Raw genomic sequence first — 16,286 nt, 5'->3', positions numbered from 1 at the left:
ACCGTCGCACCCTCCAGCGCGGCACCCGGAATGCTGCCCACTCGGACGGGCGCCTGCCCCGCTCCGGGACACGTCGGCGCGGCGACCGCGGTCGGCGGGGCCGCGACGGAGACCGCCCCGGCGAGGAGTGCACCCGCTGCGGCCACCCGCAGTGCGCCTCGCAACGAACGACCGAACTGTGGAACGCGCATTCTCACAACCTTCCCGACAGGGTTCGTGGACAGCCCGTGCATCGTCTCCCATCGCGCCCGAACCCGCTTGGTTTCGAATCGATCACGCGCGGATAACGACCGGCTCGGAATGTGCGAGTAATGAGGCAGTAACCTTTACTGCCGTGAGCACACAGGGAGCATCAGCAGTAGGCATCGCCAACGTGACCGTCGGCGGCACGGTCCTCGACACCTGGTTCCCGGCGCCCGAGCTGGGAAACTTCGACAAGGCGGGCACCGAGCGGATCGAGGGTGGCGACATCCCCTCCGATCTGGCGCTTCTCGCCGGACCCGACGAGGCACGTGAGGTCGACCAGGTCGTGGTGCGCACCACCATCGCCGACCTGTCCGCGCCGCCAGCCGACGCCCACGACGCCTACCTGCGCCTTCACCTCCTCTCGCATCGCCTCGTGACGCCGCACGGCGTCAACCTCGACGGCCTGTTCGGCTTGCTGTCCAACGTGGTGTGGACCAACTTCGGCCCCTGCGCGGTCGAGGGCTTCGAGAAGGTCCGTTCGCGCCTGCGCATCCGCGGTGTGGTCACCGTGTTCGGTGTCGACAAGTTCCCGCGCATGGTCGACTACGTCGTCCCGTCCGGCGTCCGAATCGCCGACGCCGACCGCGTCCGCCTCGGCGCCCACCTGGCGAGCGGCACCACCGTGATGCACGAGGGCTTCGTCAACTTCAACGCCGGCACGCTCGGCAACTCCATGGTCGAAGGCCGTATCTCCGCCGGCGTCGTCGTCGACGACGGATCCGATGTGGGTGGCGGCGCCTCGATCATGGGCACCCTGTCCGGTGGCGGCAAGGAGACCATCTCCGTCGGCAAGCGCTGCCTGCTCGGCGCCAATGCCGGTCTCGGGATCTCGCTCGGCGACGACTGCGTGCTCGAGGCCGGTCTGTACGTGACCGCGGGCACCAAGGTCACCGGACCGGACGGCACCGTCGTGAAGGCCAAGGAGCTCAACGGCCAGTCCAACCTGCTCTTCCGTCGCAACTCCGTGTCCGGCGCCGTCGAGGTCGTGCCGTGGAAGGGCACCGGCGTGGAACTGAACGCCGCCCTGCACGCCAACGACTGACACTGTGAGCGGTTCGCGAACACCCGGCACCATGACCGATTCGACCAGCACCCTCGGCCGGGGCCTGAAGGTCCGTCACCTCACCATGATGGGCCTCGGTTCCGCGATCGGTGCCGGACTGTTCCTCGGTACCGGTGTCGGTATCGCGACGGCCGGCCCCGCCGTCCTCGTCTCCTATCTCCTCGCCGGCATCATCGTCGTCTTCGTGATGCGCATGCTCGGCGAGATGGGGGCGGCGATCCCCGCCAGCGGCTCCTTCTCGCACTACGCGCGGATCGGCATCGGCGACTGGGCCGGGTTCGTCATGGGCTGGCTCTACTGGTTCATGCTGATCATGGTGCTCGGCGCCGAGATCACCGGCGCCTCCGGCATCGTCAGCGGCTGGTTGCCCGGCGTGCCGCAGTGGGTCGTCGCACTCGTGTTCGTGATCTTCTTCGCGGCCGTCAACCTCGCGAAGGTCAGCAACTTCGGCGAGTTCGAGTTCTGGTTCGCCGCCATCAAGGTCACCGTCATCATCGCGTTCCTGGGGATCGGTGTGCTGCTCGTGTTCGGCCTCCTCCCGGACACCGAGCCGGTGGGCACCACCAATCTGTTCGGCCACGGCGGTTTCATGCCGGAAGGCTTCGCCGGTGTCGCCGCAGGACTGCTGGTGGTGGCGTTCGCGTTCGGCGGCATCGAGATCGTGACCATCGCGGCCGCCGAATCCGAGGACCCGGAACGCTCGATCGCCGTCGCGGTCCGGAGCGTCGTCTGGCGGATCAGCGTCTTCTACCTGGGCTCGATCTCGATCATGGTCCTCGTCCTCCCCTGGGACTCGTCGGACCTGAAGAGCGGACCGTTCGTGGCGGTCCTCAACCAGGCGCACATTCCGTACGTGGCCGGGTTCATGGAACTGGTGGTCGTGGTCGCATTGCTATCGGCGTTCAACGCCAACATCTACGGCACGTCGCGGATGGCGTACTCGCTGTCCCGGCGCGGTGACGGTCCCGCGTTCATGGCCCGGATTTCCAATTCGGGTGTGCCGCTGAACGCGGTGCTGCTGTCGGTGTTCTTCGGTTTCGTCAGCGTGCTGCTCAACTGGTGGCTGCCCGACGACCTTCTCGGACTTCTCCTCAACGCCGTCGGGTCGGCGCTCCTGGTCATCTGGATCTTCATCGTCGTCTCGCACCTGAGATTGCGCCCGCAGCTCGAACGCGAGGGCAAGCTGACCGTGCGGATGTGGCTGTTCCCGTGGCTCAGCTACGTCACGCTCGCGATGCTCGCCGGTTTCGTGGTGCTCATGCTCTTCGACTCCGACGCCCGCACCCAGCTGATCTCGACGTGCGTCCTGTTCCTCGTCATCGCGGCACTCGGTGTGCTCAACACCCGGCTGCGCCGGCGTTCCCAGACGGTGTGACTGCCGGCCGGTAACTCACCGGCCCGGGTCCGGATCCTGCCCCGCTGACGATCGCGCCGCGTGGGCGAGCACCTGCGGTCCGGTCACCAGCGCCTTCTTCCACGGTGCGACACCCTCGATCTCGATCTCGATGGACAGGCTCAGCACGGTGCGGATCAGCACGATCACACCCAGGACCGCCGCATCCGTCAGCGACGGTGTCGAGGTGACGGTCTTGACGATGTCCGCGGCGACGAGCAATTCCAGACCGAGCAGGATCGCTCCGCCGAGCGACTCCCGCAGCGTCTTGAACGCCTGAGCACCGTCACCCGACCTCTTCCAGGTGCGCACCGCGAGGACAAAGGCGAACACGAACCCGAGAACCATGGACGAGACACCGAGCACTTCGAACGATTCGGTCGCGATCTCGAAGAACCGGTGAGTGTCCATGATGTGAGTGTTCCTGTTCGGGAGGGTGTTCGCGGTGGAACCCCGTCCGATCGACGCGTGGTGAGCCGCCGCGTTCCGTGATCACCCGTCGGGTTGTCGTGTGTGCCGCCCCGGTTCGGCCAGTTCGTGGTCGATGATCCGCGCGATCTCGGCGACGGGACGCGGCTGGTCCATATCGGCATGCGTGCTGTGAACGTCGTGAGTCACGATGTCACCGGTGACGTAAGCGCGCCACCTGTCGGACGAGGCCTCGCTCGACATCGTTCCGTCCTCCGTCAATGTCGGACGGAGAAACACCACGTCACCGTGATAGATCTGCGGTACGTGGCCGGCAGACAGCCGAAGGTCGTTCCGGTAAATTGCATGTGCGGCATCCCAGATGGGCGCCGTGTCGGGCGAATCGACGATCTCGCCGTAGCGGCTCTGCGCCCATGCCCGGATCGACTGGTGAATGTCCTCATCCGTCGGCGCCGCCTCGCCGGAGAGGAGATCACCGGCACCGGGCACGCTGTCCATCATCGCGAGGAGTGCAACCTCGAGTCCTCTGCGTTCCATCGCGGTGGCGATCGCATGGGCGACAAGGCCACCGAACGACCATCCGAGCAGAAGGAACGGGCCGTCTTCCTGAACTGTGAGGATCTGCTCGAGATAGTCGGCGGCCATCGTCTCGATCGACGTCGGTAGCGGCGTCACTCCATCGAAGCCCCGTGCTTGCAGCCCATAAATGGGCCGGTCGGGGAGGTGGGCGCGAAGGCCCATGTAGCACCAGCTCAGTCCGCCGCCCGGATGGATGCACCACAGCGGCGGTCCGGACCCTTCACTTCGGATCGGCAAGATCACCGCGAACGGATCGAGCAGGCCGGGTTCGATGTCCTCACGCAGGCGAGGTGCGAGTTCGGCGATCGTCGGAGACTCGAAGATCACCCGGATCGGGACCTCCACCCCCGACACCGACCGAATCCGGCTCACCAACTGCGCCGCCGACAACGAATGCCCACCCAGGTCGAAGAAACTGTCATCGATCCCCACCCGGGAAACCCCGAGGACCTCGGCGTAGAGCGCCACCAGCGTCTCCTCCGCCGGTGACCGCGGCGCCCGGAACACCCCACCGGTGAACTCCGGTGCCGGCAACGCTCGCCGATCCAGTTTCCCGTTCACGGTCAACGGCAACCGGTCCAGCACCACCACCGCCGCCGGAACCATGTAGTCCGGCAGCATCCCGGTCACGAAACGACGGACCTCGACACCTGTGCCGGTGTCGGCGGTGTCGGAGACCACGTAACCGACCAATCCGGTGCCGGTGGTCGTGTCCCGGGCCACCACCACCGCCTGTGTCACGGCCGGATGTTCCAGGAGAACGGCCTCGATCTCCGCGGGTTCGACCCGGAATCCACGAATCTTGACCTGCGCGTCCGACCTGCCGCAGAACTCGAGCACCCCGCCGGCGGTCCAGCGCACCAGATCCCCGGATCGGTACATTCGCGCACCCGGCTCCCCGAACGGGCAGGCCACGAACCGCTCCGCCGTCAACACCGTCCGACCCAGATAGCCGCGGGCCAACTGCACCCCGGCGATGTACAGCTCCCCCACCGCACCCACCGGAACCGGTACCAGGCCCGCACCCAGCACGAACACCCGCGTGTTTCCCACCGGCGCCCCGATCGGCACACTCACCCGGTCGGCGAGTTCACCCGACTCCGGCAGCACGAAGGTTGCCGCGAAGACCGTCGTCTCGGTCGGCCCGTACCCGTTGACCAGAATCGGAGGATTCACGCGCTCGCCCCGATACCATCCCTGCAACCCGGCCGGATCCAGCACCTCACCGCCGAACACCACTATCCGCAGCGCCGAATCCGCACCCAGAGCGGGATCCTCACGCTCGACCTCGGCGAACTCGGAGAACGCCGACGGCGTCTGACCGAGAACAGTCACCCGCTCCCGGACCACCACCTCCCACAAGCCGACCGGCGAACGCACCACGTCCCACGGCACCACCACAACCCGGGCCCCGTGTACCAACGCTCCCCACAACTCCCACACCGAGAAATCGAACGCCACCGAATGACACCACCCCCACACGTCCTCGGCGTCGAAACCGGCCCACCCTGCAGTACCGGCGAACAGCGACACCACACTCCGATGGCTCACGGCGACACCCTTCGGAACACCCGTCGACCCGGAGGTGTACATCACGTACGCGGTGTTGTCCGGTCGTAGCGGTGTTGCGCGGTCGCTGTCATCGGGGTTTCTCCCCACCGAATGCCCGTCCTTGCCGGAGAGGGCATCGAGAAGCAACCGGGGGATGTCGTTGTCGGGCAACATCTTTTCGGTCACCGTGTCGGTGAGGATCAACAGCGGAGCGGCGTCGGCGAGGATGGTCCCGGTTCGTGCACCCGGGTACGTCGGATCGATGGGAAGGTATGCACCGCCGGCCTCGAGGACGGCCAGTAGCGCGACGATCAACTCGGGTGATCGCTCCACTGCGACCGCCACCAGCACTTCGGGTCCGACACCTGCACCGATCAGGCGGTGTGCAAGTCGGTGCGCTCGATTGCTCAGCTCCTGATAGGTCAAATTCCGGTCACCGAACGTGACCGCCACCGCTTCGGGAGTCGCGGCTACCCGGGCTTCGAACAAGCCGGGAATGGTCGAGTCCGGTATCGGCGTGCGCGTGTCGTTCCAGCTGTCCAGTACGAGTGTGCGTTCGTCGGGCTCGAGGATCTCGTACCCTTCTATCCGCTCCTGCGGATCTGCGACGATCAGTTCCAGCAAGCGCACGTACCGGGCCGCTATGCCCTCCACGGTGTCCCTGTCGAACAGATCGCACGCGTACTCGACGACCCCGGCCAGACCCTGCTGCTCGTCGAGGGTGAGACTGAACGACAAATCGAAACGCGACGTCCCGGTCGGCGCCCGCAACACCTCCCAGCCCAACCCCCGGAACCCGACTTCCGGAAAAGCGTTGTTCTGCAAAGCAAACGACACCTGGAACAACGGATGATACGCCGTCGAGCGGGTCGGATTCAGCAACTCCACCAACCGCTCGAACGGCGCATCCTGATTCTCGTACGCCGCCAAAGCCTTCCCACGGACCTGATCGAGCACCTGCCCGAACCGCGGATTCCCCGACAGATCCACCCTCAGCACCCACGTGTTGACGAAGAACCCCACCAACTCGGTCAGGGCGTCGTCGGTGCGACCCGCGATCGGCCCACCGATCGCAATATCGCTCCCTGCACCGAATCTGCGGAGCAGCACCGCCAGCGCCGCCTGGAGCACCATCGATGGTGTTGCCCCACTGCTGCGGGCCAGTTGGGTTACCTCCGAGCCCAGTTCCGGCGACGTTGTGAACTCCACCGTGCCGCCGCGGTAACTCGGTGCCGGCGGACGGCGCCGGTCCACGGGTAGCTCGATGCACTCCGGGAACCCCGCCAACTCGCTACGCCAATAGTGGACCTGCGCCGCCAGCACACTCTCCGGATCCGACTCCTCACCCAGGATCTCCCGCTGCCACAACGTGTAATCGGCGTACTGCACCGGTAGCGGAACCCATCCCGGCGCGCGGCCCTCCGCGCGGGCCGCATACGCGACCGCGATGTCACGGGCCAACGGTGCCAACGATTCGCCGTCCCCGGCGATGTGGTGCAGCACCAGTACCAGCACGTGCTCGAATTCGGAAATCCGGAAAACGCCGGCCCGCAGGGGAATTTCCCTCGACAGATCGAATCGACAGCCCGCCGCCTCCGCGACTGCATCCAGCACAGTGCTGTCCTCGGCATCGACGACCTGGGTCGTCAGTTCCGCCGCGACCTGCTCAGCGGGCAGGATCCGTTGGAACGGCACACCGTCTTCCTCACCGAACACAGTTCGCAGGCTTTCGTGCCGGGCGACGACGTCCGCGACAGCGGCTGCCACCGCCCCGGCGTCGAGGTCGCCGGTGAGTCGCACCGCCACGGGAAGGTTGTACGTAGCCGACGGTCCCTCGAACCTGTACAGGAACCACAACCTGGCCTGCGCGAACGACAACGGCACCCGCTCAGGTCGCACCCTCGCGGTCAGCGGCGTTCGGACCGGGCCTGCCCTGAGTCTGGGCGCCAACTCCGCGACCGTCGAGGACTCGAACACCGCCCGGATCGGAACCTCCACACCCAACTCCGACCGAATCCTGCTCACCAACCGCGTCGCCGACAACGAATGCCCGCCCAGGTCGAAGAAACTGTCGTCGATTCCCATCTGCGGGACGTCGAGCACGTCCTCGAACAACGACACCAGAGTCTCCTCGACCGGCGACCGCGGACCTCGGCGCGCGCCCCCGATGAACTCCGGTTCCGGCAGCGCTTTCCGGTTCAGCTTCCCGTGGGCCGTCAACGGCAACTGATCCACCACGATGATCACCGCCGGAACCATGAAGTCCGGCAACAACCCGGCCACGAAACGACGAACCTCGGCTGCCGGATCACGTGCCCCGTCGGCACCGTCGATGTCGAGAACGACGTATCCGATCAGCTCGGTACCACTGCCATTGCCGGTGGCGCGGGCCACCACCACTGCCTGCGCCACCGCGGGATGCGTCAACAGCGCCGTCTCGATCTCCGCCGGTTCGACTCGGAATCCCCGCACCTTCACCTGCTGGTCCGTGCGCCCAACGAACTCGAGCTCACCCTCGGCAGTCCACCGCACCAGATCCCCCGACCGATACATCCGCGCACCCGGCACCCCGAACGGACATGCCACGAACCGCTCCGCCGTCAACCCCGTCCGGCCCAGATAGCCGCGCGCCAACTGAATCCCGGCGATGTACAACTCCCCCACCACGCCCACCGGAACCGGCACCAACCCCGCATTCAGTACGAACAACTGTGAATTCCACACCGGTGCGCCGATCGGAGCGCTCGTGTCATCCGAAGGGCCGCACTGATGGTGGGTGACCTGAAGGGCCGTTTCGGTCGGTCCGTACAGGTTGTATACCGCTGTGCCGCTGTGCTCCATGAAGTGGTGTGCCGTCGACGACAACAGGTTTTCGCCGCCGCAGAAGACTCGGAGCAGGGAGTCGCAGTCAGCCGGCTCGAGTCTCTCCTGGACCATGGTGAGCATCGACGGAGAAAAGTCGCCGGTGGTGACCTTCTCCGATCTGATCATCTCCGCCAGATAGGTCGCATCGCGGTGTCCCTCGGCCTTGGCGATCACCAGCCGCGCCCCGACCTCCAGTGGCAGGAACATCTCCCACACGGACACATCGAATGTCGCGGGGGTCTTCTGCAACACCACCTCATCATGGTCGAAGCCGAAATGGTCTCGCATCCACAGCAATTGATTCACGATCGCCGCATGGCTGACAGCGACACCCTTCGGCCGGCCCGTCGACCCGGACGTGAAGATCACGTACGCCGTGTTACCCGTCCTCAACGGGGTGATGCGATCTTCGTTGCGGACGGGTGCGGAGTCGACATCAGGTTCTTGCCGGCCATCGACCTCCACCACGGGGACGCCACCCGGGATCTGTACGCGATCAGTCGATCGCGTCAACACACAGACCGGTGCCGCGGATTCCATCATGCGCCGGAGGTGTTCGCTGGGGTAGTCGGGGTCGATCGGCACATACGCTCCACCCGCCGTCACGACCGCATAGACACCCACCACGAGATCGATCGAACGGCGTACGGCGACACCGACCAGAGACTCCGGACCGACACCGTGCGCGATCAGTCTCCGAGCCAACCGGTTCGCTCGCTCGCCGACCTCTCGATACGTCAACTGCTCGTCGCCGGACGTCAGTGCCACCGCCTCCGGCGTGACAGCCGCCTGGCGTTCGAACAGGTCGGGAAGTGTCACGTCCGGCACGGGGACCGCAGTGTCATTCCACGTGTCCACCACCAACCGACGCTCGCCCGGTTCGACGATGTCGATACGATCCACGACGATCTGAGGGTCGTCCGCGACTGTCTGCAAGATGCGGGTGACCCGCCGGGCGATCGTTTCGACAGCTGCGGCGCCGAACAGGTTCGGCAGATACGCCACGGTCAACCGAAGTTGGGAGTCGACTCTGGCGATCAGAGTCATGGGATAGTGCGACGCGTCGATCGCACGGACACCGGTGACGGCCATTCCGTCGATGGGGATTGCGGCTGCAGACACGGCGCGATCGATCGGGTACGACTCGAACACGACGAGGGTGTCGAACAGGTCGCGCACCCCGGCGGCCTCGAGGATCTCCGTCAACCCGAGATAGTGGTGATCGAACAGGGTGGCCTGCTGCTCCTGCAACCGGGTCAGCAACTCCGCAGCGGTGTCGCCCGGCGTGGACTGCACCCGCACCGGCACGGTGTTGATGAACAGGCCCACCATCGACTCGACTCCGGGCAGTCCGGCCGGCCGGCCGGAGACCGTCGCGCCGAACACCACATCCCGCCGGGCGGACAACTGTCCGAGCAGAATTCCCCACGCTCCCTGAACGACGGTGTTCAGCGTGACACCCAGTTCGGCGGCCCGCACCGACAACCTCGCGGCGAGATCGGCAGGTAGGTCGACCGACACGTGCTCTTCCCCCGACGCGGTGTCCCCCTCCGGGTGCACGGGCGCCAGCAGGGTCGGCTCGTCCACCCCGCCCAGGGCCTGCGCCCAGATTCGAGAAGATTCGGCGCGGTCGCGCTCGGCCAGCCAGACCAGGAAATTCCGGTACCCGCTAGCCCTCGGTAGCGCGGCGGCGTCGCCTCCCGAAACGTACAGCGCGAGTAGTTCCTCGGCCAGCAGCGGCATCGACCACCCGTCGAGCAGTACGTGGTGATTGGTGATCACCAGCTCGAACCGATCCTGTCCGATCGTCACGAGCGTGAACCGGATCAGCGGCGGCGTCGCCGGGTCGAAGTGTGTGGCCTGATCCTCGACGAGAAGGCGTTCGAACTCGCCGTCCCGAGAGCCCTCCGGAAGGTTCCGCAGGTCGATCTCGCGCCAGGGCAACGCGACCGTGCCGAGGACGACCTGCACCGGCCCGGTGTCGGAATCGTCGGCGAACGCGGCCCGCAGGTTCGCGTGGCGATCCAGCAATGCTTGTCCCGCAGCGAGAATCCTTTCTGGATCGACCCTTCCACCGAGATGCAGAACCAGCTGGGTGGTGTACGCGTCGAACGACGAACCGGCAAGCATCGAGTGGAACAACAGGCCGGACTGCATCGCGGTCAACGGCCACACATCCACCACGCCCGCGTACCGGTCCTCCCACATCTCGATACCGCGTTGCGACAGCGACACCAACGGCACGTCGGACGGTGTCAGCCCGCCGGCCCCCGGCCCCTGCACGTGCCGAGCCAGTGCAGAGACCGCGTCGCACCACAGGTCGGCAAGTTCCTGAACGTCGTCACGGGAGAGCACCCCGGCGGGGAATCCGAACACGGCACCGAGTCGAGGACCGTCGGGACCGTCGGTCACCATCGCATTGATGTCCACTTCGGCCATCGCCGGCATGTCCGGATCCATCGTCGCGGAGAGTTCTGTCCCCTCGCTCGCGGGCATCCAACCGAGGTCACGCAATTCGTCGGGAACATCGGCGGCCGAGATCCGCCCCAGATAGTTGAAACTGATCTGTCCGCCCGGATACTTCTCGAGTTCCGGTGCGGTGTCCGCGTTCAGATACCGAAGCAGCCCGTACCCGATGCCGCGGTCGGGCAGCGCCAGCACCTGTTCCTTGACCGCCTTGATCACGACGCCGGCAGCGGGCCCGCCGGCGAACGCCTCGTCGAGATCGGCGCCGGCGATATCGAGACGAATCGGGAAGGCTGTCGTGAACCAGCCAACCGTGCGAGACAGATCTGCCCCGGGTACGATGCGCTCCTCGCGACCATGATTCTCCAGAGAGATCAACGACGACGGCTCGACCACCCCACGACGACGGCGCCAGCGGGTCAACGCCATCGCCAACCCCGCCAGCAGACCATCGTCGACGCCAGCGTGGAAGACCCTGGGAACCGTGGTGAGCAGAGACGCTGTCGCAGGTGCGGGCACGTGCATACGCACGTGGTGCACCGTGGACAGAACATCGAGGTCCGGGTCGCACCTGCGCGAACCCAACTTCGGGTCGGGACCCTCCAGAATCGATTGCCACAACGGCAACTCGGCCACTCGCCCGGGCCGCGACGCCTCGTCCACCAGTCCGTGTGCCCACCGCCTCATCGACGTCCCGCCCACCGGCAGTACCGGGTGCTCGCCGATACGCACCCGCGCCCACGCCGCCGCCAGGTCCGGGATCATGATTCGCCACGACACGCCGTCGATGACCAGGTGGTGGGCCACGACCAGCAGCCTGCCCGGACGATCCGACTCGTTGCCGGGACGGGGCGCGCTGTCCAGCCACACGAACTGCACCATCACGCCCGCCGCCGGATCCACACGCCCCAGGGCCGCATCCAACTCGGCCGACGCCAGCCGCAGCCACGCCGGACCGCCCGGTGCGTCATCACAGTGGACCTGTCGAATCAGGCGGTCCACGTCGACCGCTTCCGGCGGGTCGACCCGAAGTGTGTGCTCCCCAGCGTCATCGGTCACCAGACGCGACCGCAACATGCCGTGACGGGCCAGGGCGGCACCGATGGTGGCGACCAACGCGGCCCGATCGATGCCGTCGGGCAACTCCAACAGCATCGTCTGCGCGAATCGGCGGAACCCACCACCCCGCGCGAGGAGGAACCGCCCGATCGGCGTCAACGGCATCGATCCCACTCCGCCACCGGACAACTCCTCGAGCGCAACGTGATCCGAATCATGGTTCAGGACTGCAACCTCGGACAAGCTCCGCACCGTCCTGTGCTCGAACACATCTCGCGCCGTGAGTAGCACACCCCGCGCTTTCGCGCGCGACACCAACTGGATCGACCGGATGCTGTCGCCGCCCAGGTCGAAGAACCCGTCATCGATTCCCACCTTCTCCACTCCGAGTACCTCGGCGAACACGCGGGCGAGGGTCTTCTCGGTCTCGGTCTGCGGAGACCGGAACGCTCTGCTCGACGAGAACTCCGGCTCCGGCAACGCGCTGCGGTCGAGTTTGCCGGCCGGTGTGAGCGGCAGCGTCTCGAGCACCACGATCGCCGAGGGCACCAGGTACTCCGGCAGTCGGCCCGCCGCCACCGTCCGCACCTTCTCGGCGTCCACCTCGCCCCCGGGTGCGGGGACCACGTAGGACACCAGCACCGTCTGCCCGGATGGGGCCTTCCGATCGACCGTTACCACGAAGCCGATTCCGGGCTGCTCGGTGAGCGCAGCGTCGATCTCGCCCAACTCGATCCGTCGGCCCCGCACCGTGACCTGGAAATCACTGCGCCCCAGATACTCCAGCGCCAGACCGGATTCCCGCTCGATCCACCGCACGACATCCCCCGCGCGATACATCCGCTCGCCTGGTGAGCCGAACGGGTTCGCCACGAATCGCTCCGCCGTCAGTCCTGTCCGATCGTGATATCCCCGAGCCAGCGGGGGCCCGGCGACATACAACTCCCCCGCCACTCCCGTCGGCACCGGACGCAGCCACATGTCCAGCACCACCAGGGACGCACCCCGGACCGGACCGCCCAGAGTCACCGGACCGTGCGGTAATAACGGCGGCGAGGCCGCGACCACCACCGTCGCCTCGGTCGGCCCGTAGAGGTCGTGCATTCGCCGTCCCGCAGCGAACAATTCCACCACCGATACCGGAACCGCCTCCGCACCCGTGAGCAGGCATCGCACCGACAACATCCGCTCGACCGGTACCGTCGCCAACATCGTGGGGGTGAGGAACGCGTGCGTCACCGCCGCACTCTCGACAATCCGGCCCAGCTCCTCGCCACCGACCACACCCGCCGGAACCACCACCAACGACGCTGCCGAACCCGTCGCCAGCAGGTACTCCAGCACCGAGGCATCGAAACTCGGCGACGCCACCTGCAGCACGCGTGCGTCCACCGTGACGGCAAATCTCTCCGCCATCTCCGCCGCGAGACTGCCCAGTCCCCGATGCGGTACGACGACGCCCTTCGGCTCACCCGTCGTCCCCGACGTGTAGATCATGTACGCCGGATGATCGGCCCGCAGTGGAGTGATCCGGTCCGCATCGGTCACCGATTCAGCGGACCAGGTGGACCACTCGGCTCGCGTCCCCGGATCGTCGAGCACCCACCAGTCGAGTGTTCTCGGCAGGGTACCGACGCATTCGGCGACCGTGACTCCGAACACCGCGGCCGAATCGGTGATCAGGTACTCGAGCCGACTCGCCGGATACGACGGATCCACCGGAACGAAGGCCCCACCCGCCTTCGCCACCGCCCATACCGCCAGCACCGACTCCACCGACCGCGGCACGGCCACCGCGACCGTGGATTCCGGCCCGACCCCGCGTGACATCAACACCCGGGCGATGCGACTCGACTCGTCGTCCAACTCCCGGTAGGTGAGCGAGCGGTCGCCGCACACGACCGCCACCGCACCCGGATCGTGTGCGACTGCGGCAGAGAGGATCTCCGGCAGTGTCCGGGCCGTCTCCGCCGGCGCGCCGCGCACAGGAACAAGCAGGTTCCGTTCCTCCGGGGCGAGAAGGTCGATGTCTCCCGTCGCGGCCTCCGGCGCAGCCACCAGCGATTCCAAGATCCGGTGGAACCTGTCCGCGATCCGCTCCACCTCGTCGTCGTCGAACAAGGCTGGATCGTGCCACAGTGATACGGCTGTCCGCTCACCGGCGTCCACCGCGAGCGTCAACGAATAGTTGGTTCCCCCATGCGAATCCAGGGACGTGATCGCGAGGGAGCCGATCGACTCGAGCAAGGAGGCCAGGCTCCGCCGATCGTTCGGGTACGACTCGAACACCGTCAACGTGTCGAACAGCGCCCCCACGCCGGCGACCCGCTGGACCTCCGGCAACGGAACATGATGATGCTCGATCAACTTCGCCTGCTCCGCCTGAACCCGGACGATCAACCGGGCGAGGGATTCGTGAGGATCCAGCCGGACCCGCACCGGGAGCGTGTTGATGAACAGGCCGACCATCGACTCGATGGCGGGAATCTGCCCGGACCGACCCGATACCGTCGCGCCGAACACCACATCACAGCGGCCGGTATGCATGCCCAGCATGATCGCCCACGCGACCTGCACGAGCGTATTCACCGTCACCGACAATCGAGACGCCAGCTCCCGTAACTCCGACGACAGGTCCTCGTCGAGCTCACGCCGTAGCACGGACGATCCGCGTGCCGACTCCGCACGCCCCGTCGTGAGCATCGCGGGCTCCGCACCCTCGAGCGCTTCCTCCCACGCCTCCAGCGACCGCTGCCGATCCTGGGTTGCGAGCCATCCGAGATACCGGCGATACGAGATCACCGGTTCCAGCACGGCTCCGTCCCTGCCGGCACCGTAGACGGTCAGCATTTCCCGCATCAGCAACGGCATCGACCATCCGTCGAGCACTACGTGGTGATACGAGAAGACCAGCCGGAAATCTCCGTCGCCCATCGTGATCAACCCGAAGCGCAGGAGCGGTGGCTCCGACAGATCGAATCCGGCAGCCGCATCGTCCGCCAGAAGCCGTGCCAGCGCGTCGTCTCGCTCCCGGGCATCGACACCACTGACGTCGGCTTCCCACCACGGCACCACGAGGCCCTCGAGCACCACCTGCACCGGCTCGACCACCCCGTCGGTGAGGAACGCGACCCGCAGATTCGCGTAGCGATCGACTATGGCCTGTGCCGCGGCCTTCACACGGTCTGCATGCACCGGCCCGGACAGACCCAGCACCGCCTGCACTGCATACACATCGGGCGATTCCGACGCCAACGTCGCATGAAAGACCAAACCTGTTTGCAGCGGTGCGAGCGGCCACACCTCCACGGCCCGTGGATATCGCGCCTCGACGACAGCCCATTGTTCCGGAGTCGGACTCGGCAACGGCACTTCCTCGAAACTGACGGAGTCTTCATCCCTCACCGGATGCGCGACGGAGGCCAGCCCGGCGACGGTCCGCCGCTCGAACACGTCTCGAGCCGACACCAGCACTCCTCGAGCCCGTGCCCGCGACACCACCTGGGTCGACATGATGCTGTCCCCGCCGAGCCGGAAGAAGTCGTCGTCGAGACCCACCCGATCGACGCCCAGGACTTCGGCCAGCACCGCCGCCACTGTCTGCTCGGCAAGGGATCGTGGAGCCCGGTACGGAGTGTCGGATGCGAGATCGGGCTCGGGAAGTGCTCTGCGGTCGAGTTTGCCGACCGGTGTGAGAGGAATCCGGTCGACGACGATGATCGCCGACGGCACCATGTAGTCCGGTAGACGGCCCGCCGCCCACAGTCGCAACGCCTCGACGTCCACCTCGGCCCCGGGCGCCGGAACCACATAGGACACCAGCACCTTCTGCGCCGACGGACCTACCCGGTCCACCGTGACCACCGATCCCACCGCGGTGTGCGAGACCAGCACCGATTCGATCTCTCCGGGTTCGACCCGGATTCCGCGGATCTTCACCTGCTCGTCTGCGCGGCCCACGAAGTCCAGCACACCGTCGGTCGTCCACCGCACCAGATCACCCGAGCGGTACATCCGTGAGCCGGGTTCTCCGAACGGGCACGCCACGAACCGTTCCGCCGTCAACCCGGGCCTACCCACATATCCTCGGCCCACCCCGAATCCGGCGATGTACAACTCCCCCACCACACCCACCGGGACGGGCACCATCCCTGTTGCCAGCACCAGTGCGCGGGCATTACCGATCGGCACTCCGATCGGTACGCCGACCTGGTCGTCGAAGCCGTTCGAACCCGATATCGAGTACGCGGTGGCACACACGGTGGTTTCCGTCGGACCGTACGCGTTGACCACGGTGATCCGCGGATGGCGAGCGAGTACGCGTCGTACGGCGCTCGGCGACACCACGTCGCCCGCGGTGACCACCTGACGTAGCTGGTCGAGTGCTCCCCCCGCACGTTCCGGCGACTCGCTCAACAGGTGAAACAGCGGGGTCGTCAAGAACATCGACGTCACACCGACCGAGTCGACGACCCGCTCGAGCACTTCGATGTCCGGTGGCCCGGGCGGAGCGACAACCAACCGGCCTCCGCCGAGAAGCGTCGGCCACAACTCGTACGCCGATGCATCGAACGCCATCGACGAGTGCAGCAACACGCGCTCACCGGGTCCGTTCGGCCATCCGTGCAACGCCAG

At 66.5% G+C, this 16,286-nt stretch carries 4 protein-coding genes and 1 pseudogene; 2 read left to right on the top strand and 3 right to left on the bottom strand.

The window, feature by feature from the left end:
* Positions 1-191, bottom strand: a pseudogene (locus RJ1_RS42520) (SMP-30/gluconolactonase/LRE family protein); the annotation flags it as partial.
* A gap of 143 nt (positions 192-334) precedes the next feature.
* Between RJ1_RS42520 and dapD the strand changes: the two are divergent.
* Positions 335-1,288 (top strand): 2,3,4,5-tetrahydropyridine-2,6-dicarboxylate N-succinyltransferase, encoded by a 954-nt coding sequence (dapD, locus tag RJ1_RS42515; RefSeq protein WP_073370246.1) that lies wholly within the window; start codon positions 335-337, stop codon positions 1,286-1,288.
* Positions 1,289-1,319: 31 nt separating this feature from the next.
* Positions 1,320-2,684 (top strand): amino acid permease, encoded by a 1,365-nt coding sequence (locus RJ1_RS42510; RefSeq protein WP_073370243.1) that lies wholly within the window; start codon positions 1,320-1,322, stop codon positions 2,682-2,684.
* Positions 2,685-2,699: 15 nt separating this feature from the next.
* Here the strand turns inward: RJ1_RS42510 and RJ1_RS42505 are convergent, their stop codons facing one another.
* Positions 2,700-3,113, bottom strand: a complete 414-nt coding sequence (locus RJ1_RS42505) for a DUF1622 domain-containing protein (protein WP_073370239.1) — start codon at positions 3,111-3,113, stop codon at positions 2,700-2,702.
* A gap of 81 nt (positions 3,114-3,194) precedes the next feature.
* Complete coding sequence (locus tag RJ1_RS42500) at positions 3,195-16,280, bottom strand: non-ribosomal peptide synthetase (protein WP_255284961.1); 13,086 nt, start codon at positions 16,278-16,280, stop codon at positions 3,195-3,197.
* Positions 16,281-16,286 lie beyond the last annotated feature (6 nt).

It is taken from the genome of Rhodococcus jostii NBRC 16295, from assembly GCF_001894825.1.
GTDB lineage: Bacteria > Actinomycetota > Actinomycetes > Mycobacteriales > Mycobacteriaceae > Rhodococcus_F > Rhodococcus_F jostii.
This window is presented reverse-complemented; position numbering and strand designations above follow the sequence as displayed.